Raw genomic sequence first — 22,982 nt, 5'->3', positions numbered from 1 at the left:
TGCTATGATGCTTCCCGTTCACTAATTTCGGGAAAACATTATGAGCAATCGTCTATTTGAATCAGTACAGCTAGGTACGCTTACCCTTGAAAATCGAATTGTTATGCCACCAATGACTCGCTCTCGTGCAAGTCAACCGGGCGATGTGGCTAACGATATGATGGCAGAGTATTACGCACAGCGTGCTTCAGCGGGTCTTATTGTTGCGGAAGGTACACAAATCTCTCCAATGGGCCAGGGTTATGCCTGGACACCGGGTATCTATAGTCAGGAACAGATCGCTGGCTGGAGAAAAGTTACCGACGCTGTACATGAGAAAAACGGCGCTATCTTCGCTCAGCTTTGGCATGTAGGCCGTGTAACTCACCCAGATAATATCGGTGGTCAGCAGCCGATCTCCTCTTCCGCAATCAAAGCGGAAAACGTGAAAGTCTTTATCGACAACGGCACCGATGAGCCGGGTTTTGTCGATGTTGTCGAGCCGCGTGAAATGACCAAAGAAGATATTCAAAAAGTGATTGGCGAATATCGTCAGGCTGCACTAAATGCTATCGAAGCGGGCTTTGATGGTATCGAGCTGCATGCTGCTAACGGCTATCTGGTCAATCAGTTCATTGATTCTGAATCGAACAATCGTACCGATGAATATGGCGGTTCTTTAGAAAACCGTCTGCGTTTTCTAGATGAAGTGGTTGCTTCGATGGTGGAAGCCATTGGTGCAGATCGCGTAGGTGTGCGTCTTGCCCCATTAACAACGCTAAACGGCACGGTAGATAAGAATCCTGTAGAAACATACACTGCGGCGGCGGCTCTGCTAAATCGGCACAAGATTGTTTACCTGCATATTGCAGAAGTGGACTGGGACGACGCACCAGACACACCAAAATCTTTCAAACAAGCACTTCGCGATGCCTATCATGGGGTATTGATTTACGCAGGCCGTTACAACGCTGAAAAAGCTAATCAGGCTATTGAAGAAGGTCTTGCAGATATGATCGGTTTTGGCCGTCCATTTGTTGCTAACCCCGATTTACCAGAGCGTATTAAAAACGGTTACCCACTGGCGCAGCACGACCCTGCAACACTGTTTGGTGGTGCGGAAAAAGGTCTTACTGATTATCCAACATTCGAACAACAATAAGGACACAGACATGCTTTTTAGTTCTTTCAAGATTGGCGATACTAACTACACAAACCGTATTGCTATGGCTCCAATGACTCGCTCCCGTACCTCTCAGCCGGGTGATGTACCTAACGATATAATGGCTACATATTACAAACAGCGAGCAAATGCTGGCCTGGTGGTAACCGAAGGGGCTCCAATTTCAGCGGTTGGTCGTGGCTACTCTATGACTCCGGGGATCTATACTCAGGACCATATCGATGGCTGGAAGAAAGTCACTCAGGCTATTCATGAAGAAGGCGGTAAGGTTTTCATTCAGTTGTGGCATGTAGGGCGTCGTAGCCACTCAACCATTTCAGGTGAACAACCGGTAGCACCTTCAGCAATCAAAGTTCCGGATCAGGTCTTTGGTCCATTGCCTGAGGGTGGTTTTGGTATGATAGAAACTGAAACACCAAGGGAAATGAGCCTGGAAGATATCCAGAACACCATCGCTGACTTTGTTCAGGCAGCTCGTAATGCTGTTGAAGCTGGCTTTGATGGTGTTGAAATTCACGCTGCGCATGGTTATCTGTTTGACACCTTTATGCGTCTGGAAAGCAACCAGCGTCAGGATCAGTATGGCGGAAGTCAGGAAAACCGCATGCGCTTTATGCTTGAAACCCTTCAGGTAGTCGCAGATGAAATTGGCAGCGATAAGGTGGCGGTTCGTGTATCACCGCATGTTATCGAAGGCTTTGCAGATGAAGATCCTGAAATTGTTGAAGTGATTCTGAAGGCTCTTGAGAAAATGGCTCCAATGAATTTGGCTTATGTACATTTCTCTGAGCGTATTTCACGCTATGTGGAAGTACCGGAGTTATTCCGTAAGCAGGTTCGTGAGGTTTACCCGAATCCGTTAATGATCGCAGGTAAACTAACCAAAGAGAGTGCACAAGAGCTGCTTGAAAAAGAGTATTGTAACTTTGTTGCATTCGGAACGCCGTACGTGACAAACCCCGATCTAGTAGCCCGATTTGAAAACAACTGGCCTTTAGCTGAGTTTGATGCTGACGCGCGTTTAACACTATACGGTGGCGATGAAAAAGGCTATATCGACTATCCGGAATACGCTATTTAGTTTCGCGTATTTAAATATACTCAAGTAACCTCAAGATGCATTTTCAGCGAGAATTTATTCGCTTTTAATCAAGGCACTGATTTGAAGGTATAGTGGTTCTACATCAAAAATCAGTAACGCAGAGTAGAAGCGAATAAAACTCGCCCTTCGGGAGCTCATCAGAAGTGTGATTTCTTCGTCAAATATTTTTGAAAGGGAATGCCATTCCTACCAATATTTTCCTTAAACTAACACTTCTGATGCAGCTCTGAATCCTGCACCTTGAGGTCACTTGAGTATAATTGAGCATGCAATAAGCAACCTTAGTGTCTGGTTGCTTATTGTTTCATCATATTTTGCTTATTAACGTTTTACTTATATATGACAATTTTATTACACTAACTTAATCGATATCGTTTAAGGAATATGTCTGATGAGATACCAGGTTAAGGAAGCGTTAGAGCAAATATCTTCTATTACCCATTTTCACCCTAATAGCCTCCAATTACTGCAAGCCATTCCAAATCAAATTCAGGTTAAGTGTACGGATGAATGTAATAATGAGCACAGGTTCATGTATTCTGATGGAAAGGTTTTAATGTGGGATAAGGTAGAGCATCATTGGGTCAATGTGCCTGATATTCACCTTTAAAAACTTTGTCATGAAAAGCCACCTTTTTACGCCAATAGTACTTCTAACTTCCAGTGTTGTACTCACGGGATGTTCATCCAAGCCTGTTGAGCCAAACACTCAGATACTGCGACATTCAAAAGTGGTCACGCATGATTATTACTATATTAACGTCAGTGACCCGGCATCACTTTTTATCATGGAAGATATTGTGGGTGGCGAGCACGAAAACCACTATCAGGTTCTCGGCTTTTTTGGTGACGAATTTCTGATTAATTTTGAATCCACAGATGATAGTTTTAGTTACGGGATTGGTGGTGATGGTTTCGAATTTAGAAACACACCGGATGGTAACCTGGTCACGATAGTCGATGAAACAACTTGGGTTGATGTTTTTACCTGGTCTTACCCTGAAACCTCAAGGTATTCACTCAAGATTCAAAAGCTATCCGAGTAACTGAAAAAATCAGCTATCCTTTACTCTGAGGTTACTCGAGTATAAGTGCTGTTTCCTGAATTCTCTGGGGCTTAACTCATTCTTTTCCTTAAAGCACTTCGCAAAGTAGTTGCTATCGGTAAAACCTGCTTCATCTGCGATGGTTTGAATACTCAGAGTCGTTTCTGACAATAATAGTTTTTCCGCGTATTTGATTCTAAGGCTACGAAGATACTGATTAGGAGAAACCTGAAGGTAGCTTTTAAACAACCTTTCTAATTGTCGTATACCAATAAATGCTGACTTCGCAATGTCTTCAGTTTTGAGTTCGCAGTTTCTGTACTGTTGTTCAATGAATACCAGCGCCCGGCTTAACACCAGGGTTGAACAATTTGTTTTTATTTCTTCGCCCTGATAGAAGCGCGCTAGGGTAACAACAAACTGACTGAGCAGCGATTTCAGCATTGTCTCAAAACCGGGTGGGGCGTTTGTATATTCGTCTTCTATATTCTTAAGCAGGGATAAAACTATTTTGGTTTGTACTGCATCCAGAGTGAGCTTTGAAGAGTAATCGGATTTCTGACGAGCAATAGGATCGATGTTGAACAGTGCCTGATAGCCAGGAATCAACTTCAATTCTGGAGATTCGAATATCGGTGAAGAGTGGTCGTACATAAGGTTAATCAGCTCCAGATTATCAACCTCGATAAACGCGTGCTCGGTTTCGCCATGGATTACAAACACATCACCAGAATTTATGGGGTAGCGGAAATCACCAACCACGTGTATTGCTGTCCCACTGGTAACGATAAATAGTTCTGCAAAATCATGTTTGTGCGTGGGGAAGTCTTCAGCGTGATCCCCCCAAATCAACGCGAAACGGATATGCGGATGTTTAAGGTGAGGTTCTAGCGAAAATGTGGTGGTCATGTCGTAATTTTCCTTATTTATGTCGTAATGCTAGCAGAAAATCACCAGAGTTAACCGTAGGATGTATCTATAAACCGAATAAAATTTGTTATGGGACCAAAAATGAGCTCAGAATTTAAAACACCTTACTACTCTGACTGGCCGAAAATAGAATCAGCTATTGCGAAAGACGATGCGATTGAGTCTGCGATAGTGGAAATCGTGAGTCAGATGACGATTCAAGAGAAGGTGGGGCAGATGATTCAGCCTGACCTTAGAGGTATTTCTGCACAAGAGATCATTGAATTTAAGATTGGTTCGATTCTTAACGGTGGCGGAGCATGGCCAAACGAGAACAAACGTTCCATGACGAAAGATTGGGTGGAAAAAGCCGACGAGTTTTGGCTGGCGACAGAAAAGGCATTTGAAGAGAGACCATTTCGAATTCCGTTTATGTGGGCGACAGATGCGGTGCATGGTCACAATAACGTTTTTGGGGCGACTGTATTTCCACACAATATCGGACTGGGGTGTGCAAGAGATCCTGAGCTTATCCGAAACATAGGCCGTATTACCGCTATTGAAATAGCCGCAACCGGACTCGACTGGACATTTGCTCCTACAGTAGCGACACCAAGAGATCTTCGCTGGGGGCGCGTTTATGAAGGTTACTCTGAAGACCCGGAGATTGTATACGCTTATTCTTCAGAGGTAGTAAAAGGGCTTCAGGGCACTCAGGAAGAGTTAAAAGGCGAGCACCATGTCATATCGAATGTGAAGCATTGGGTAGGAGATGGCGGTACATCTGCGGGTATCGATCGCGGTGTAAATAGCTACAGTGAAGAGCTGTTAAGAAATATTCATGCGATGGGCTATTTCAGTGGCCTTAACGCTGGTGCACAGGTTGTTATGTCATCGTTTAATAGCTGGGATAAATCAGCTAACTACGATCATTCTCCTCAAGTGGAAGGTGATTATAACTACAAAATCCACGGTAGTAAGTACCTGCTTACTGATGTGCTCAAAGAAAAAATGGGCTTTGACGGACTTATTGTGACTGATTGGCATGGTCACGCAGAAGTCAGCAAATGTTCTGACAGCGATGCTACCTATGTGATTAATGCAGGCAACGATATTCTCATGGTTCCCGTCCACAAACACTGGCGCGCCGTTTATCAGAAAACGTTGGAGGATGTTGAGTCAGGACTCATTCCAATAAGCCGGATTGATGATGCTGTTATCCGTATTCTTCGTGTGAAAATGCGTGCGGGCCTTTGGGATAAGCCGCGCCCTTCAGAGCGAGCGCTGGCAGCGAACCAATCCTTATTGGGGAAAAAGAACACCGGGAAGTTGCAAGGAGGCGGTGCGCAAGTCGTTAGTGTTGCTAAAAAATAAACAGGACATATTACCACTTCCACGCAATCAAAAAGTTATCCTGACCGGGAGTGCGGCAGATGATTTACAAAAGCAATCTGGTGGCTGGAATTTGACCTGGCAGGGCGATGAAAACTGCCTGGATGACTTCCCTGGTGCAACAACGGTCAAAATGGCGTTAGAAGCTGAGCTTGGAAAAGATAACGTAGTTTATGACCCAAATCTTGCTCAAGAACTAAAGTCTGGTGACATTGCGGTAGTGGTTTTTGGAGAAGATCCGTACGCAGAGATGATGGGCGATATTAAAGCCTGGCAAACTTTGGAGTTTGCTTCTTTAAAAAGAAGTTATAAGTCGGACGTTGATAAGGTTAGAAAACTGCACGATGTCGGGGTGAAAGTTATTTCTATCTTCTTTAGCGGGCGACCTTTATACGTCAATGAAGAGATTTCGAAGTCGGATGCGTTTATTGCGGCATTCCTTCCGGGGAGTGAAGGTGAAGGAATAACGGATCTGATTATTGCTGATAGTAATGGTAATAAACGTTTTGATTTCGAAGGGCGACTCTCCTATAGCTGGCCGAACAAAAAACGCAGTGCTACTGTAAATCGAATACCCGAACATATCAAAAACTACGTATTGCCAGGTCATGAACAGGATCCTGATGGTGAACACGCCCCATTATTTCCTTACGGTTATGGGTTAAATTACACCAGCAATAAGCAATGCGAAGATCTCGATAACCTTCTACTCGATGTTGACGATTTAACCGGAAAGCAGGCGGCAGCTTTTGCTACCCATATGTATGGTATCAACGCGACTATTGGTGACTACCAATTAAAAGTGGCTGACAGTGAGCACCTTATGGGGGTGGATGTATCCAGAAATAATAGCTTGATGATAGATACCATCGAGACTAAACCATTTAACTATCAGCAACAGCAAGATGCTGTTGAAATATCGTTTAATGGCGAAGGTGTGCTTTATGTTCAGCCAAGTGATGGCAGTGTTGATGATTTGAGCCACTACGATAACGAAAATGGTTATATTGCGTTCGATGCGAACGTTTCTGTTCAGCCTAGCTCACCTGTCTTTATCTGCTTGCAGAGAGCCTCGGAGATTAGAGGAATGTCGGAGCTGCCGAAGGTTGATATCACGTCTCAACTGACTACGTCCGATAAAGGGTTTATTACGGTAAAAGTACCAACGTCTACGCTAAAAGAAGTTGGTGTCGATTTCAGGTATCTGGATACCCAGTTTGTGTTGTACACCCAGGGTGAGCTGAAAACTGTAGTAGCGAATATCCGCTGGGATACTGACTAGATATTGCCACACACCATTAATTATCAACTTGTTGTTGGATTGTCAGAATTCTGTCGATTTTCTCCGTTCATAACGAAAACTGAAGTTCCATTTATGGTCTTCAGTTTTTTTGTTATTTATTCATTATAAATCAATGGTTTAATTGATTTTTTGTTTCCATAGTCCTGGTGTATTTGTCCTAGTATCACCTGAGAATGTATAAGGCTAATTCACAATAAAATATAACTATGGAAACACAACACAAATGACAACAAACCCGAATCAAGAGTATTTTGGGCACCCGCGGGGCCTGATTTTATTGTTCAGTACCGAACTATGGGAGCGATTCTCTTTCTATGCGATGCGTGCCATTTTGGTGCTTTATTTAACAGACGTGACTCAAAACGGTGGTATGGGGTGGTCTACTAAGGACGCATTGGATCTTTACGGTATATATACCGGTCTGGTTTATATTACGCCACTTATTGGTGGTTACGTTGCCGATTGCTATCTTGGTCAAAGGCGAGCCGTGATGATTGGTGGTGTAATGATGGCTATTGCCCAGTTTCTACTCGCTCTTCCGGTAAATGATTACATCCAGTCTGATACAAGTTTCTACTTAGGTTTAGCATTTCTTATTCTGGGTAATGGCCTGTTTAAGCCGAATATTTCTACTATGGTGGGGGATTTATACCAGCAGGGCGATAATCGTCGTGATGGTGCGTTCACTATTTTCTACATGGGTATCAACCTAGGTGCTTTGCTTGCAGGTGTTTTGTCAGGTATTGCAACGTCAGCATATGGCTGGAAAGCTGGTTTTTTCTGTGCGGGTGTAGGCATGATCATCAGCATTATTCTTCAGATGGTATTAGCTCCATCCTGGTTAGGAGAGATCGGTACGGTACCTGCCAAATTGCGGGCTCAGGGCTTGTCCAAAAATCAAAAAAGCGCGCTTACTAGAGAAGAAGTGGATCGCTTAAAGGTGATTATGGTGATGGGCTTGTTTGTCGTGGTTTTTTGGGCTGGATTCGAACAGGCTGGTGGTCTGATGAATATCTATACGCAACAATACACGGACAGAATGATTGGTGGTTTTGAAGTACCAGCGGCCTGGTTCCAGTCTCTGAACCCGTTCTTTATTATCACTATCGCACCGTTACTGGCTGCTTTTTGGAGCAAATTAGGTCCCAAAGAGCCAAGCTCTCCAATTAAGTTTGTTCTGGCGCTACTGTTCCTTGCTGTAGGTTTCTTGTTTATGGTTGGCGCTGTACTAGAGCAAGGTGGTGATACCACAATAAAAACTTCCATGATGTGGCTTGTAGGGGCTTATCTGTTCCATACCCTTGGTGAACTTTGCCTTTCTCCAATTGGTTTATCCATGGTGACTAAGCTGGCTCCGATGCGCTTAGCTTCCCTGATGATGGGTGTGTGGTTTGGTTTCACTGCAGTAGCAAACTACTGTGCGGGTCTTATTGGCTCTCATGTAGGCGAATTTGGCGCATTTTCTATTTTCAGTGGTATCGCGGTTACGGCAACATTTTCCGCAACCCTATTGTTTATGTTCTCTGACAAGTTGATTTATTGGATGCATGGCGCAGAAAAGTCAGCGCCAGTAGTCGAACATAGCTCAGAGATACAACCTGCTTAACTCCTAATAGAGAAAACGCTTGTCCGCAAGGGCAAGCGTTTTACTTACGTGTTATTCCAGAAAGAATTAAAACTCGTAGAACAGACGGATACGTGCACCAAAGTCATCTTCTTCGTTGAACGAAGCGTTTGAATGGCTGGCTTTAAGCTTGTTGTCCACTGTCGTGTAGTAAGTACCTAGCAGAACAGAGAAGTCTTCAACCTGTAGTACATCATTGAATGCATATGATGCATACCATGTTTGTACGTCCACATCGCCCTCAGCCCAGTTAGAGAACTTCTTATTCTCGTACTCGTTGGTCGCATGGATATAGCCTACACCGAAGTTTTTGTACAGAGCGTTCAGACCTGCTGACATATTGTTTTCGTCAACCGCATCCATATATGCGAAGTTAGCATTTACAGACCAGTCGCCACTTGTCCAGTTACCAGTCAGGCCATAACCAGTACGATCTGAGATATCTACTCCGCTTTCAGTAACAACCGCATCAGATACCAGGTTAGTTTCAACCGATGCAGCGACACTAAAGTCACCCATCTGATATGCAACAACTGGGCGGACTAGGAATGCGTCTTTGGTAGAAGTGATTTTTTCACCGTGATACTTCTGGTCTTCGCCAAACAGTCCTGAACGGTCACCCAACATAGCACCAACTTCTACATACAGGTTGCCAAAAGTCTGGTTGTACATGATCTGGCCATCAGAACCTCGGCCTCGGCCTTCTTTAGATTGGTAAGTATAGGCAGAACCATCGGAATAAAGATCGTTAGCAGTATCACCGGAGTACTCAAGGAATACATCAAGGCCTACTGGGAACATGTCGTATGCTTCAAAGCGGCCAGCTTTAACGGCCCAACCGTCAACTTTACCAAACTCAAAGTAAGCATCATCCATTTCAACAGCACCGGTACTTTCAAAAAGTGGCTGTGCTACTACGCCAACAAAGTGACCATTTTCTGAGTACTTCTGACCAGCAAACTCAATCAGTACTCGGCCATCCTGGTTGAACTCTGAGTTACCGCTATCGTTTGAATCGCGGTCCTGATAGTTAAAGTTTAGCTCTACGTTACCACCAATAGAGAAATTGCCTTCTTCGCTATCAACAATGCTAATACCTGCATGAGCTGCCATCGCAGAAGATACCAGAATCGCCGCTATCGATAAGTTAAATGCTTTTTTCATTATTACACTCGATTATTTAGTTATTATTCTGCCCTAAGGGCTGTTAATACAAATTTGGGAACTACCAGGTTCCTAATGAGTATCTTAATAGGAGCGCCAGTAGTTCCGGATTTCTGGGAAAGAATGATTACGCAACTCTGAACACGGAACAATTTTGGAAAAATAGTTTTGCAGGGCTAAATCACTTTTTTATAAAAAACATAAAAGTTCTTTAAAATCATTGAGATGAATGTAAAAATAGATAAATTTAACAATGTTTTATTGTTATTTTGAAGTATTGTGAAATTTTGAGCTCGAAAAGAAAAATGAAACAAAACTTATGATTTTGAGGTATTAGTTGCATCAATAGAAATGGCGCTGTATGTGTTTTTCTAGTGAATAAAAAAGCCCGGCAGAATAATTTGCCGGGCTTTTACTTAAGCGATAGGTATTGGAAGTTTAACTTCCAGAAATTTCTTTCTTCAACGCTTCTTTATTGATACGGTTTCTGTCGCTCTGAAGCAGAGGTAATAGCTTTTTGTACACTATCTTGCTTGGAATCATGTAAGAAGCCAGATGCTTGTTCAGTTCGAACAGGATCTCCTCTTCAGGGATTTGGCTAGGGGCGGAGTAAACCATCACGATCTCTTCTTCAATGGCTTCATTCTCCATACCAAATACGGCGCATCGCTCGATATCAGGAATGTTTTTCTCAACCACTGACTCTACCTCGAATGGTGATACACGGAAGCCACGGGTCTTAATCATGTTGTCCTGACGAGATACGAAGTAGAAGTAGCCTTCTTCGTCTTTATATACATAGTCACCGGTAGCAACCACAATTTCATCGACTAGCTGTCCTTCAAGCTCAATAACGTCTTTAAGAATAGATATAGACTTAAAGCGCTCCGCAGTCTCTTCTGGTGCATTCCAGTAGCCTTTATAGATGTAGCCACCACGATGGATGAGTTCACCTACTTCGCGTGGCGCACACTCTTTGCCTTCCTTGTTGATCACATAAAGCTCTACATCCGGGATAGGCTTACCAATCGATGTAGGTCTTATCTGTAACTGTGAAGGATCAAGATAGGTTGAACGGAATGCTTCTGTTAGGCCGTGCATTGAGAAGAAGTCTGCGTTACGGAAAGTGCGCTTGCAGTCATCGATCATCTTCGCAGTCACGTTACCACCAGAGGATGTGATGGTTTTGATACCGTCAAACAGTTCTGCACTCGGTATACGGGTGGTTTCATCATCAAACATCTGAGAGATGTTTACCGGCATTACCGGCAGAACCGTGACTTCATCGTCAATCAGGTGATTGAAGAAGTCTTCTGGCAGGATAAAGCGGTGCAGCGCCAGAGTCGCCTTCTTGTATAGGCTACAGAACACCTGGTTCAGACCATAATCCAGGTTAAAGTAAAGCACGCCAGAGATAACGTCATTCTGTTCAAGTTTCAGATACTGCGAAACAACACGAGCAGAGTCGATCAAATTGCGGTGCGAAATCACAATCCCTTTTGGAGTGCCGGTTAAACCAAATGAGTAGGTGATCAAGGCTGAATCGTGGCCGTTGATATTACAGTCATAAGGTTTGTTGTAGTACTTATAGATCTCTTTAAACGCTGCGATTTCATTGCTTACAGAGTCGTATGAGATGACGTGACCTCCAAACTCAATCTCCTCAATGCTTTCAAGTTTGAGTTTGTCCGTGATGATACATTTAATATCACAGTCTTTGATGATGTACTGAACCTGTTCGGGTTTCAGCATCTTAGTCATCGGAACCAGAATATAATTGGTAGAAAGAATCGCTAGTTGAGCGATTACCTGTTCAATTCGCTTAAACGAATAGATACCAATACGAGAATTCTTCGGCAGATCCAGCTCCGTCAGATACAGTGCTACCTGATTTACTTTTTTCAGCAATTCAGCGTAAGTCACCGACTCTTCGCCATAAATAACAGCGGTTTTGTCCGGATGGGTTTTCGCGGCGTTTTCCAGCAGGATACGGATACAGTTTATTGACATTCTAATTTTCCTTTAGCCCCTAGAGTCCATATTGCGTAGTTACTATCCATGATAGTCACAGGCTTATGATCTGAAGTCAGAATCTTCTTATAGAAGAAGGCGATAATATCTTCCACTTCTTCTATCGAGAGTACTTTAGTAATACCACCGGTAATTACGATGGAGTTCAGCGTTAGTAACTTTAGATTAATATACTCTTTCTTGTAGTGAGAGATCTTGCAAAGTACCAAAAAGATAGCTAGTTGCATCAGTATCTTAGTCGCTTTATCGCTGGTCTCTTCAAAGATATTTTCGGTCACTTTCAGGTGCATCAACAGCTCGTATACAAACTCGTTGTTCTTAGCTGCGAAGATAAGAGATTGCTTAGACTTATATACACCAAGCTTCTTGAACACCATTCGATCGTACTCGTTCTCGGTGACGATATTCTCGTTCATCACAAGATCTTTCGAGTAATGGATATCTGTTGTCGCACCGCCAATATCCAGTACGATAAACGGGTCGACTACAGAATAGCTTGCGTCTACATGCGGCAGCGCCTGATTCACAATGTAAGGTGTTGAGTAGATCTGATTTGAAGTGATCTGATAAAGGCTCTTAATGTCCTCTTTCCCTTCAATGTCCTGCTGGTACAGGTTAGTCAGGTACTCTTTCAGGTGCTCTTCGATAATATGCAGGCGGTCATCAATGATGTTTGGTAGCGTAACCAGATTTTCTATTTTTGAACCAACAGATTCGGCATCAATTTCATTGCCCACGTAGACGATATTGGAATAACTAACCTGATCCAGATAGTTGAATAGTTTCTCATCAAAGATGTTGCCGTTGCTGTTAATGCCTCCAACCACGATAACCACATCGATCAGGTCACTTGGTATCGAGTACTCTTCAATATTCTGGAACAGAATAGTATCAATGATGTTGATGCCTGAGTTAAAAGCAATGTTGGTTGCGTATTTTAGTGAGAAGGAGTTAGTAACCCCAATAATCAGCGTGCTCAAACCGCCATTAGCAGAAGAGCAGACGTAGATGTCTTCTTTTTCATACTGGCTGACAATCGAGCCACACTTTTGTGTCAGATCGTCAAGAATATCTTTATTGAAGTCGCGGAAATGTTGCTCGATACGTTGCGAGTTACTCACTTTAAAGTAGGTACTGCCAATATCTATAAATAGTTTGTCGTGGTTCTGGCTCATTGCATAATACCTATATCGTGAATGATGTCGTTAACAATGCTGGTGGTGTCTTTGTTTAAGTCGCACTTCGCGCGTTCGTATTCATAGCAGCGATCAGGGATAGGCACATTGCCACGTTCAATGATTCGGATGTTTTTGTTTGCATCACGAATGGTGATCATCTTGTTATGGTTGATGATGTGCGGAGAGAAAGGTACGTCTATGATGCCGCTCTTAATGCAGTTGAAGACTTTTCGCCACAAGGTGTCAGCCGGGTCGTTAAATACTGCTTCCATAATCGCCATCACTTCCTGAGTCAGAATCTCTTCTTCCTCTTCATCTCGGATTGCCGGAAGACCATTCAGAATTCGTAACGTGTACTGAGTATCGGCAACAGTTTTTGCGTTGGCTTCCTTAGTCGGGATGCCAGATGCTTCTTCACGAGTCTTAGTGATTATCTTGTCTGCACCAACCATTGAGGCGATAACGGTAGACATATTGATAAGCTGCTCGGCAAAACTCTTGTCGGTAGGGAAGGCACCCATCCACTGGTGGTACACCAGATGAATAGCCGCGTCACCACAACCAATTTGGTCTGCATAGTATCGAGCCAGTTTCTTGATTACTGCGCCTGTTACTATGTCCTGATTCATTGAACCTTGCTGAGAGAAAGATACCGAGAAGGACTTCACGCCCTCTTCCAGTGCCAGCAGCATCTCTAATAGCTGAATCACGATGGTGATTGATGGTGGAACCAGTGTCGCTGTTAATGGGCCAAAGGACTCACGGTTAATTGGCTCGTTTAGTTCTGAGTAGTTTGCACAGACACGCTCCACGTACTTCCAGTACATAAACGCTTTATCCAATGGGAAGTTCTTTGAATAAGGCAGCAGATAGGTGATAGGACCGCCTTCAATTTCGAAAATCCCGGAAGCGATAGCGGTTTCAATCAGCAGGCGCGCATCTGGCGTGCCATGACGCAGACTTACTGGCTTATTAAAGTGGGTGACCATTTTTCGCGTGGTTCGGTAGCCATGGTTTACCAGTGGGTAACCATTTAGCATGTCGACATCGTTCTCTTCACTAAGGCGCAGCATTTTCTTAGCCGTGCCGTAGTCGTTAAGGCGCGTGTTTGAATCGATAGTTAACGGCAGTACATCAACATTGGCGTTTACGAAAAATTCATTCAGCGCAAATTGTTTCTTATAGGTTGGGAAGCCACCACGTGGCTGCACTAACATCTTCTCTTTATTTTTAAAATGGTGAGAGATAAACAGCTCTTTGCTTGCTCCTGCAACAAATTCTTTCACCTCTTCGAAATCAAATGCGTCAACGTACTCGTTGCTTAAAATGATTTCTCTTTCTTCCTGAAGCAGACTCATGCTTGGTTTCTCTCCTTGATAAACTCTTCCAGTTGATCGAGACCAACATTTAGATCGACCTGATGGCAAACCAGATCAAAACCGTACCGTTTGTATTTTTTGCTGATTTCGTCCGGGTCTCCGGTACCTACGGTAAGGTTGCCTCCAATCATCATGATTAGATCGTCAAGGCCTTTATACTTGGATTTAATCGCACGAACCTCACGGCTCCAGCCTTCTGCCTCACCATTAAGCGAAGAGATAAGAAGGACTTCTGCGCCAGTTTCTACTGCTGCATCAAAGAATTCTTCCAGATGGGTATTTACCCCTAAATTGAACACCTCATATCCTCGCGCATCGAGGGAGAGTTCGATCAGTCGGTTGGCTACAACGTGAATATCGTTACCGACAACTCCTGTCACTACTTTCATAAATTTATTACTTACCTGATTTTTGGCGTCTGTCTGGTGGAGTATGGCGCTGACCATGAACGGCGAGGTTAGAGACATACTCAACATACTTAACTGGAAAAAGTGTGTTAATTATTTTTTATGGCTGATTAGCCTTTTGACGGTGATATTTTGTGTTGCAGTTATCTATATTCTGCTTATTTGAAATCAGGCGTCTGGACATCTTTTCAGTTGAGTATCACTGAGCATACCATACTAAAAAAAGATGTAAAAAGATTATACTTGGGTTATTTTTAGACCCCAGTAGGTTAAATATTGAAAGATAATCCCGTCAGGGAAGATATACAAAAGAGATAAGGATTCGATATGGAATTTTTTACAGCAGATATTTGCGATGATCACCCAGAAAAAACTAATGTTTTAGGCCCAGGATATAAGAATTACGGTGGTGCAGATAAATGTCAGGGTGAAGTGGTTACCGTCAAGCTGGATAAGAACAACCTGGAGCTGATAAAAGTGCTTCGTGACGAAGACGGCACAGGTAAAGTGGTCGTTGTAGACGTTGATCGTGAATACTACGCAGTCGTAGGTGAAAACCTGATGAAGTTTGCTAACAATAATAATTACTCAGGAATTATTGTTAACGGCTATATTAGAGATACATTCCAAATTAAAGATATCCCTGTTGCTTTATATGCTATTGGTACGTGTTCACGTAAATATATCCCGGTAACGGAAGGGCAGAAAGATGTGCCATTATCATTCGGTGGTATAGAAGTTAAAAGTGGCGATTATATTTATGCTGATACCGATGGTGTAATTATTACCCAGGAAAAATCGTATAACAGAACAAAATACCATATGTGAATTTTGGAGCCGAACATTATTATGTTCGGCTTTTTCTGTTTTAGCAGGTGAAAATCTCATTAATCAATATGGTGAATATTAAATCTATTTAATTAAAAACAAATTGTTTATAGTCATTCAACGCTTAACTTATTTATTCCCTGTCTGTTTCTTACTAAATTAATCACATCAAACGAGAACAATTGTTATTTCAGTTTAACGAAGTAACGTTGATATTAATTAGGAATTGAGACGAGCAATCCATGACTTCGAATGTAAACAACTACAACCTGATCTCCAGAATCGTGCATTGGATTACAGCTTTGGCGGTTGTAGGTATGTTTGCTCTGGGACTGTGGATGATGGAACTGACCTACTACAGCGAATGGTATAAGACGGCACCATACTGGCATAAATCTGTAGGTATCATCATAGCGGCCTTAACGGTATTCAGGGTAATCTGGAAGCTGGCGACAAAAGCGCCGAAGACAGAGGGAAAGCCTTATGAAGTGGTCGCAGCAAAATCCGGCATCTAGCGATGTACTTTCTTCTGTTTATCTTGTTTTTCTCGGCTATCTGATCTCTACATCAGATGGTAGAGGTATCGAGGTATTTAACTGGTTCGTAATTCCGGGGGCGAGGTGAGTTGTTCCCCAATCAGTCGGATATCGCCGCAGGTTCATTATTATGTAGCTATTACTCTTATCGGTCTTGCTTCAATACACGCTTTAGCAGCACTAAAGCATCACTTTATCGATAAAGATAATACTCTACGCAAAATGGTAGGAAACGCAAAATGAAAAAGGTTTTACTGACAACAGGACTTCGCATTCTCAATGGCATTGCCATTTGGTGTAGCAGCAGCAGATTATGCGATTGATTCTTCGGGCGCTCACGCTTCTATTAACTTTAAGATTAGCCACCTGGGTTATAGCTTTATCAAAGGACGTTTTAACACCTTTGAAGGTGATTTTTCTTATGATGCTAATGACATAGAATCTTCTAAAGTCAACGTAACGGTTGATACGTCTAGCTTAGACACAAACCATGCGGAGCGAGATAAGCATATTCGTAGTGGTGACTTTATCTATGCCAGCAAATTTCCTGAAGCTAAATTCACAAGTACCAAAGTAATGGATAAAGGTGATGGTAAGTTTTCTATAGAGGGTGACCTGACACTTCATGGTAAAACACAGCCAATTACTATTGATGCAGATTTCATTGGTGAAGGTCAGGACCCTTGGGGTGGCTATCGCGCCGGTTTTGTCGGTACAACCCGGCTAGAACTAGCAGATTTTGATATTGCTGTAATGGGTGCTTCTAGTTATGTAGATATGGAGCTGCATATCGAAGGCATCCGGAAATAGCATTAGCATACAACTAAACAACCCTTAAAAATCCTTCGTTATTGAAGGATTTTTATATGCTTTGCTTATATTCACTATGTTGTAATATGCGTTGAATCAATAACTTTTTATTAAGCAAGTAGTTACATAAATAGTGTGTTCTGTTCACACTTCTGCATAATTAGCTGTTTATTCGAATATTTTATACACACCATTATCACTTCGATAAACTATAAATATAGTAAGCTACATTTCCACTGTTCTCATCAATAATTAAGAACGACCAATATAGTGAATACTCTCGGAGAACGTTCATGAAACTTCTAAAACGTACCTTTTTCGCGCTGTTAGTGATAAGCCTCAATTCGCCGGCAAGCGCTCAGGAAATAAGAGTAATGGAGGCGAAAGATCCCAGAAACGCACTTGCACTTAGTGTTCTGGAGCTTGCATTGAGTAAAGTGGACAAGAGCCTTACCACTACTCAGGTGGATGATACGGATAACGAAGCAAGAAACATTAGTGAAGTTGAAGCCGGTAACCTGGATGTTATGTGGGCAGGCGCTGCTCAGGAGAAAGACGAAAGGTTAATGGCTGTAAGAATCCCTATCTTAAAGGGAATGTTGGGGCATCGAATTTTTATTATTCGGAATGGAGATCAATATCGATTCGACAATATCAACTCATTGAATGATCTGAAAACGTTAAATGCGGGGCAGGGAACTTTCTGGGGAGACACGCGTGTCTTAAAAGCGGCGGGTATCCCTACATTAACTACAATTAAGTATCCGAACTTATTCAAAATGCTGGAAGGGGAACGATTTGATTACTTCCCTCGCGCGGTACATGAGCCCTGGCCCGAAGTAGCGAGCCGACCAGAGCTTAATCTGACGGTAGAAAAGAACTTAATGCTGATCTATCCATTTGCGATGTTCTTCTATGTTAATAAAAGCGATCACGAACTGTACGACAAGATTTATCGTGGGTTTGAGATGGCGATTAAAGATGGCAGTTTTGATGAACTGTTCTTCAATAACCCTTCAATAAAAGATGTTCTGGAAAAAGCCAATATGGGGGGAAGGAAGATTTTTCGAATAGACAATCCGTATATGCATCCGGATACACCTTTTGACAGAAAAGAGTTTTGGCTGGATATCAGTCAGTTATAAACACAAAGCTAAGATTGATATTCATCTCGGGGGGACATATGAACTCAATTAAATACAAATCAATGATATTTCTTTCTGCCATTACACTGTTAGTAATGGTGGTAATAATGACAGCCAGTTACCAACTGGTGACCAACTATTACGACGAAGCCTTTGAGAAACAAGCGGTAGAAGCTGACAATACGCTTTCGGTCGTGCTTCAAGAACCCATTTTTGCTTATGACTCAGAATTGGCCGGAGATATCTTAACTTCATTCGTAGCATTCCCTTATATCCACGCGATTAAAGCCTATGATCATCGTGACAAACTTATTGCGGAAGCGACAGAAAGCAGTGCGAAGCCAGCGGATTCACAGTTAGTCAGTCACTCTAAAGAAGTCGTTTGGGGTGGTTCGAAGGTTGTCGGTAAGATCGAAGTGACCTATCGCCTCGACAGTAACGATGGAGCACTCTCGGCAGCCAGAACCATGTTTATGCTGATAGCTGTACTAGTGCTTTTGGCGCTAGGCGTAACAAACTGGTTTATCTTAGGGCGTTATGTCGTTAAACCGATCGAAATTGTTGCCGATGCAATGTCTGAAATTGCTCAAGGTGGTGGGGATCTTACCCAAAGGTTAGACATTAAATCCGATGATGAAGTCGGTCGATTAGCTAAGAGCTTTGATACCTTCTTGTCAAACCTACATGGCCTGGTTCAGAGAATTGTAAACTCGGCAGATGAGCTTGCAGTATGTGCTTCAGAGATTAAGGGTGGAGCAGGAAAGAATGCAGCGGCAACGCAGGATCAGCTTAAAGAGATAGAGCAGGTAGCTACAGCACTGAATGAGATGTCCTCTACGACTCAGGAAGTATCTAACAATGCGAATACTACGGCAGATAAGACCCATAGCTGCAATGAATTAGCGGATAAAGGCCACGGTATCGTTAAGAAGACGGTTGATGAGATCTATGTACTTGGTGACGATTTAATGGGCACCAGTAAGAAGATCAGTGAGCTGAGAGACCGAAGTGAACATATCAATACTGTACTTGTTGTGATCAAAGAGATTGCAGAACAAACTAACTTGCTTGCTCTGAATGCTGCGATTGAAGCTGCACGTGCAGGCGAGCATGGCCGTGGCTTTGCAGTGGTTGCTGATGAAGTACGAGGTCTAGCGCAGAGGACACAGGACTCTACTCAAGAGATCGAAGGCATTATTAAAGATCTCCAGACATCATCAGAAGAAGCCAATCAGCTGATGTCCGCGACCAGTGAAACGCTCGCAAACACGATTGAAGAGTCTGCGGATGCTATTGATGCGCTCGAAGATATCATTCGTGATGTTAATGAAATCAACGATATGAACACCCATATCGCAACAGCAACAGAAGAGCAAAATGTTGTGACAGCGGAAGTAAGTGAGAAAGTGGAAATCAATAAACACCCTAACTTCTGAAATCACAACTAACGCGGTCAGGGTGGGAGAGTTGAGTAACTCGCTGGATAGTGTCAGCTCAAGTATTAAGAACGACTTATCCAAGTTTAAATTGTAGAAATACAGTTTAAGTTGCAGAAATAAACAGAAGCCCGCACCTAAGTTGCGGGCTTCTGTTTTAAGTGTGATTTCTTTTATGCTTTTCCCTGACTCTCAAGGTATAGCACGGTCGCTGCTACGCGAGACTTCACGCGCAGTTTCTTCAACAGGCTCTTAATATGTACTTTTACCGTTGACTCAGAGATAAACAAACGGTCTGCTATTTGGCGGTTACTAAACCCTCTGGCTACTTCGATCAAAATTTCATTTTCACGGTCAGTCAGCGTCGAGAACATATCGTCTGTCTCAGCTTTCTCTTTCAGCACTTCCAATACAGTTTCGCTAAAGGCACTGCCGGTTGTCATTGCTTTCTTAATCAGATTGATTAGCTCATCCGGTTCTGTGTCTTTCAGCAGGTAACCATCAGCGCCAGCATCAATCAGTGCCCGGATATCCTGACTACTGTCGGAAACCGTCAATACGATAACTGTGGCAGTAACCCCTTCTTCACGCATGACTTTAAGGGTATCCAGTCCAGACATCCCTTTCATATTCAAATCGAGAAGGATAAGATCTGGTTCCTGATTAGTAGCAACAGCCACGGCATCCGCGCCGTTACTAGCTTCAGCGACAACATTAAACTCTTCTTCAAAAGAGAGTAGCTGGATGATTCCTCGTCTCATCAGAGGGTGGTCATCGACAATAAGTACGTTCCAGTTTGACATGTTTGTTTCCGGTTATTTATGAAGCGGGAACTGGAGCTGAACGGTACAACCCTCACCCGGCTTGCTTTCAATATTAAGGTCACCTTCCAATCGGTCTGCACGTTCTGTCATTATGGTTAAACCATAGTGATTGAGTTTTTCAACACTTGTACAGAATCCCGTTCCATCATCGGTGACGGTTATGTTCACCAGGTTATTTGTTTCCTGGCAGGTTATTTTTATTGTATTTGGTGATGCATGTTTAATCGCGTTGAGAATCGCTTCCTAATCAACTGAATAACATGTACCTGATGATTTGCTCGTAATGAGATAGAAGCGATCTGATTGTCCAGTATTATCTCAGCATCGGTTTGTTCTTCCAGCGGTTTTATCAGTTCTTGTAGCGCTTCCCCTAAGTTGGCTTTACCAATCGTTAAGCGGAATGTACTCAATAACTCCCTTAACTGAGTATAGGTTGCACTAAGCTGCTTATCAATTTCTTTAGCAGTTTCAGTGGCTTGTTCTATTTTATTCGCTTTAATTCCCGGTTGAGAAGCGTTGTTTGAATTTTAAGATAAGAAAGAGATTGGGCAATGGAATCGTGAAGTTCCCGTGCAATGGTTGCTCGCTCTTCCATTAAGAGTAACTGCTGAGTCTGTTTTTGTGAACGATTGTAATAGATACCGCGCGCTAGAATCTTGGAAACGTTAATAATAAGCTCTTGATCGGGGCAGGGTAAAGTATAGTGCCACTCCAGGCGTCCTAGCTCATCTTCGTCTAACACTAAAGGTTCGCAGTGAATGATGGAATCTCTACATGGTTCTCCAACTTCGATACTCCACTCTGCACCTGATTCAACAACAACCATTTTTACAGATGTGATACCTTCGGTTTCTAACAGGGCCTCAAGAATACTCTTGAAGTTCTGCTCGCTTAGATGGCTAACTCCCAATTGTTGTTGACAGCTATACAGAGTTTCTAGTGAGTTTTTCGCGTGTTCCAGGCGATGTGTCTTTTCAGTTACTTTTTGTTCCAACCCGACATAGAGCTTCTCAAGCTCCGTTGCCATACCGTTAAAAGCGGTTGCCATTACACCAAGTTCATTTTGGCTATTGATTCGCAACTTAAAACCAAAATTACCGGACTGTACTTCTTTACTGGCGACCATTAACTGTCTGAGTGGGCTTACAACTTTTTTCTGTGAAAAGTAAATCACATACATGGCAACAAGAAGGATCAATGTAAACCCGAGTCCATATGAGAAGAACAACAAAGACATTTTTTGTTGCGAGAATTTTTGCAGCTCAAAAACGAAGATGTCGATCTCGTCTACATAGGCAGCAACTTGCTGAATATAATGTGCTTTATTGTCTGTTCGCAACGCTGGCTGCAGCTCATTCCACATTAGCGTGAGGTTGTAGTAACGATTAATCAACGATTGAGGTGTTGCCCAATTATTGATTGAGCGTAACGCTGGGGAATGTAAAGAGCGTTCATAAGCAACCAGGTGCTCTATAAACTCATCTGAACGGGTTTCGATATCAAACGCCAGGCGATAACTCTGCATTCGCAATGAGCCTGCCACATTGATCGCTTCTGCATCGTTCATGCTCGAAAAAACCGCAGAAAGGGTAACAACCGCAGTAGTAATTGACAGCAACAAAATACACAGCATCGCCCAGGCTATTGTCTTTGTTATTGATACTTGTGGTCTACGCAACTGCAAGCTTTTCTCCTGATGAAATTATCAACATTGGCTATTTGTACATCTCTCTATTGTGTGAAGTAAACCGTATGGATTAATTGATCTTGCGCAATTGTGATATCCATTTACCTATTAAGGGTTATTTATAAGAAAAGTGCAAATCTTAGACTACAGTTAATTCAGAATATTTAGAGATATTAATGACGTATGAATGATTTTAATAATAATCGTTCTCAATAAAGTCATTAAATTAGTAGCAAAATATAGAGGAAAAAGTTGGTAGATATAGCAAGGCGTCGCCTGTTTACCCGCGCTCCCAAAGCAGAAATTGTTACCGAGGCACCGCAGAGATCGCCGTGGCTTGTTGGTGAACAAGCCTTTGTTGATGGTTGTACCCGGTGTGGGAAATGTATCGAAGCGTGTGAGACATCTATCATCATTAAAGGGGAAGCAGGTTTTCCCGAAGTAGACTTTCATGTTGATGAGTGCACGTTTTGTGGACGATGTGCAGAAGTCTGCCCCGAACCTCTATTTCAGCCAAAAGAGCAAGAGCCTTGGCAACAGGTGGCGGTTATCGGAAGTAATTGCCTTTCTCTTAACGGAGTGGAGTGCAGAAGTTGCGGTGATATGTGCGAATACGCTGCAATTAAGTTTCGGTTGCAATTAGGTGGCACAGCCAAGCCAATGCTGAATGAGAAAGACTGTACAGGATGTGGCGCTTGTATCAAACCATGTCCGGCAAATGCCATACAGATGAAGCGCGATACTAGTATCAAAACAGGAAACGCAGATGAGTTATCACGTTAGCAGCTTAGCGGTTCACGCCGCAGCTGACCAACTAGAAGCAGTAAAAGCTGCGATTGAAGCAATGCCTGGTGCGGAAGTACCGGGAACCAGCGAAGCGGGAAAGCTGGTTGTGGTTATCGAAGGCGATAGCCGTGACAGCCTGGCTGACCAATTCGAAGAAATAAAGCAATTGCCAGGGGTGCTCGCTGCAACTCTGGTGTTCCACCAAATGGATGAGCAAGTTGAGCTTGATTGAG

20 protein-coding genes and 3 pseudogenes are annotated in these 22,982 nt (G+C 42.9%); 13 read left to right on the top strand and 10 right to left on the bottom strand.

The genetic code is table 11. From position 1 onward, the window contains the following. Positions 1-40 precede the first annotated feature (40 nt). The 4 genes from P7F88_RS07980 to P7F88_RS07965 all read left to right on the top strand — a co-directional run bounded on the left by P7F88_RS07980 (position 41) and on the right by P7F88_RS07965 (position 3,310). Positions 41-1,141, top strand: a complete 1,101-nt coding sequence (locus P7F88_RS07980) for an alkene reductase (protein ID WP_277823495.1) — start codon at positions 41-43, stop codon at positions 1,139-1,141. A gap of 10 nt (positions 1,142-1,151) precedes the next feature. Then, positions 1,152-2,243 carry an alkene reductase gene (locus P7F88_RS07975; protein ID WP_277823493.1) on the top strand — a complete coding sequence of 364 codons (1,092 nt, stop codon included), beginning with the start codon at positions 1,152-1,154 and terminating at the stop codon, positions 2,241-2,243. 412 nt (positions 2,244-2,655) lie between these two features. Next, entirely contained in the window at positions 2,656-2,874 is a 219-nt protein-coding gene (locus tag P7F88_RS07970; RefSeq protein WP_277823491.1) for a hypothetical protein, read from the top strand. Between the two features lie 10 nt (positions 2,875-2,884). Further along, on the top strand, positions 2,885-3,310 hold the full coding sequence (locus P7F88_RS07965) for a hypothetical protein (RefSeq protein ID WP_277823489.1): 426 nt from the start codon (positions 2,885-2,887) through the stop codon (positions 3,308-3,310). A gap of 9 nt (positions 3,311-3,319) precedes the next feature. On the opposite strand, the gene P7F88_RS07960 is transcribed toward P7F88_RS07965, so the two are convergent. Next, entirely contained in the window at positions 3,320-4,219 is a 900-nt protein-coding gene (locus P7F88_RS07960) for a helix-turn-helix transcriptional regulator (protein WP_277823487.1), read from the bottom strand. Between the two features lie 102 nt (positions 4,220-4,321). Here P7F88_RS07960 and P7F88_RS25790 point away from each other — a divergent pair. Both P7F88_RS25790 and P7F88_RS07945 read left to right on the top strand, forming a co-directional pair. Beyond that, positions 4,322-6,893 (top strand): annotated as a pseudogene (locus P7F88_RS25790) (glycoside hydrolase family 3 protein). 244 nt (positions 6,894-7,137) lie between these two features. Then, positions 7,138-8,520, top strand: coding sequence for a peptide MFS transporter (locus P7F88_RS07945; RefSeq protein ID WP_277823481.1), 1,383 nt, complete (start codon positions 7,138-7,140; stop codon positions 8,518-8,520). Between the two features lie 66 nt (positions 8,521-8,586). Here P7F88_RS07945 and P7F88_RS07940 read toward each other — a convergent pair whose 3' ends face one another. The 5 genes from P7F88_RS07940 to glmS all read right to left on the bottom strand — a co-directional run bounded on the left by P7F88_RS07940 (position 8,587) and on the right by glmS (position 14,679). Continuing rightward, the gene (locus P7F88_RS07940) at positions 8,587-9,702 is read right to left on the bottom strand and encodes a carbohydrate porin (RefSeq protein WP_277823479.1); all 1,116 of its coding nucleotides are present in this window, start codon (positions 9,700-9,702) and stop codon (positions 8,587-8,589) included. Between the two features lie 438 nt (positions 9,703-10,140). Beyond that, complete coding sequence (locus P7F88_RS07935) at positions 10,141-11,712, bottom strand: AMP-binding protein (RefSeq protein WP_277823477.1); 1,572 nt, start codon at positions 11,710-11,712, stop codon at positions 10,141-10,143. Continuing rightward, a complete protein-coding gene (locus P7F88_RS07930; RefSeq protein ID WP_277823475.1) occupies positions 11,703-12,908 on the bottom strand; it encodes a glutamate mutase L in 1,206 nt (401 codons plus the stop codon). Before P7F88_RS07930 ends, P7F88_RS07935 begins: the two co-directional genes overlap by 10 nt. Next, complete coding sequence (locus P7F88_RS07925) at positions 12,905-14,269, bottom strand: hypothetical protein (protein ID WP_277823473.1); 1,365 nt, start codon at positions 14,267-14,269, stop codon at positions 12,905-12,907. The genes P7F88_RS07930 and P7F88_RS07925 overlap by 4 nt, the downstream gene beginning before the upstream one ends. Next, positions 14,266-14,679 carry a methylaspartate mutase subunit S gene (gene glmS, locus P7F88_RS07920; RefSeq protein ID WP_277823471.1) on the bottom strand — a complete coding sequence of 138 codons (414 nt, stop codon included), beginning with the start codon at positions 14,677-14,679 and terminating at the stop codon, positions 14,266-14,268. Before glmS ends, P7F88_RS07925 begins: the two co-directional genes overlap by 4 nt. A 345-nt stretch (positions 14,680-15,024) precedes the next feature. Between glmS and rraA the strand changes: the two genes are divergently transcribed. The 5 genes and pseudogenes from rraA (at position 15,025) to P7F88_RS07895 (ending at position 19,452) form a co-directional block, all read left to right on the top strand. Next, positions 15,025-15,525, top strand: coding sequence for a ribonuclease E activity regulator RraA (rraA, locus tag P7F88_RS07915; RefSeq protein WP_277823469.1), 501 nt, complete (start codon positions 15,025-15,027; stop codon positions 15,523-15,525). A 242-nt stretch (positions 15,526-15,767) separates the two neighbouring features. Next, positions 15,768-16,304: pseudogene (locus tag P7F88_RS07910) on the top strand (cytochrome b). Beyond that, positions 16,301-16,871: pseudogene (locus P7F88_RS07905) on the top strand (YceI family protein). The pseudogenes P7F88_RS07910 and P7F88_RS07905 overlap by 4 nt, the downstream one beginning before the upstream one ends. A gap of 293 nt (positions 16,872-17,164) precedes the next feature. Further along, positions 17,165-18,016 (top strand): type 2 periplasmic-binding domain-containing protein, encoded by an 852-nt coding sequence (locus P7F88_RS07900; RefSeq protein WP_277823467.1) that lies wholly within the window; start codon positions 17,165-17,167, stop codon positions 18,014-18,016. A gap of 38 nt (positions 18,017-18,054) precedes the next feature. Beyond that, positions 18,055-19,452 (top strand): methyl-accepting chemotaxis protein, encoded by a 1,398-nt coding sequence (locus tag P7F88_RS07895; RefSeq protein WP_277823465.1) that lies wholly within the window; start codon positions 18,055-18,057, stop codon positions 19,450-19,452. Between the two features lie 173 nt (positions 19,453-19,625). Here the strand turns inward: P7F88_RS07895 and P7F88_RS07890 are convergent, their stop codons facing one another. From P7F88_RS07890 to P7F88_RS07885, 4 genes are all read right to left on the bottom strand, one after another. Further along, positions 19,626-20,255, bottom strand: coding sequence for a response regulator (locus P7F88_RS07890; protein WP_277823463.1), 630 nt, complete (start codon positions 20,253-20,255; stop codon positions 19,626-19,628). A 12-nt stretch (positions 20,256-20,267) separates the two neighbouring features. Further along, positions 20,268-20,471, bottom strand: a complete 204-nt coding sequence (locus tag P7F88_RS25645; RefSeq protein WP_338405560.1) for an ATP-binding protein — start codon at positions 20,469-20,471, stop codon at positions 20,268-20,270. Positions 20,472-20,473: 2 nt separating this feature from the next. Continuing rightward, the gene (locus P7F88_RS25640; RefSeq protein ID WP_338405546.1) at positions 20,474-20,686 is read right to left on the bottom strand and encodes a hypothetical protein; all 213 of its coding nucleotides are present in this window, start codon (positions 20,684-20,686) and stop codon (positions 20,474-20,476) included. Positions 20,687-20,757: 71 nt separating this feature from the next. Further along, on the bottom strand, positions 20,758-21,960 hold the full coding sequence (locus P7F88_RS07885; RefSeq protein WP_338405545.1) for a type IV pili methyl-accepting chemotaxis transducer N-terminal domain-containing protein: 1,203 nt from the start codon (positions 21,958-21,960) through the stop codon (positions 20,758-20,760). A gap of 255 nt (positions 21,961-22,215) precedes the next feature. Between P7F88_RS07885 and napF the strand changes: the two genes are divergently transcribed. Both napF and P7F88_RS07875 read left to right on the top strand, forming a co-directional pair. Further along, entirely contained in the window at positions 22,216-22,746 is a 531-nt protein-coding gene (napF, locus tag P7F88_RS07880) for a ferredoxin-type protein NapF (protein WP_277823462.1), read from the top strand. Beyond that, positions 22,730-22,981, top strand: a complete 252-nt coding sequence (locus P7F88_RS07875) for a chaperone NapD (RefSeq protein ID WP_277823460.1) — start codon at positions 22,730-22,732, stop codon at positions 22,979-22,981. Before napF ends, P7F88_RS07875 begins: the two co-directional genes overlap by 17 nt. Position 22,982: the final 1 nt, after the last annotated feature.

The sequence above is a fragment of the Vibrio hannami genome (assembly GCF_029589055.1).
Taxonomy (GTDB): domain Bacteria; phylum Pseudomonadota; class Gammaproteobacteria; order Enterobacterales; family Vibrionaceae; genus Vibrio; species Vibrio hannami.
This window is presented reverse-complemented; position numbering and strand designations above follow the sequence as displayed.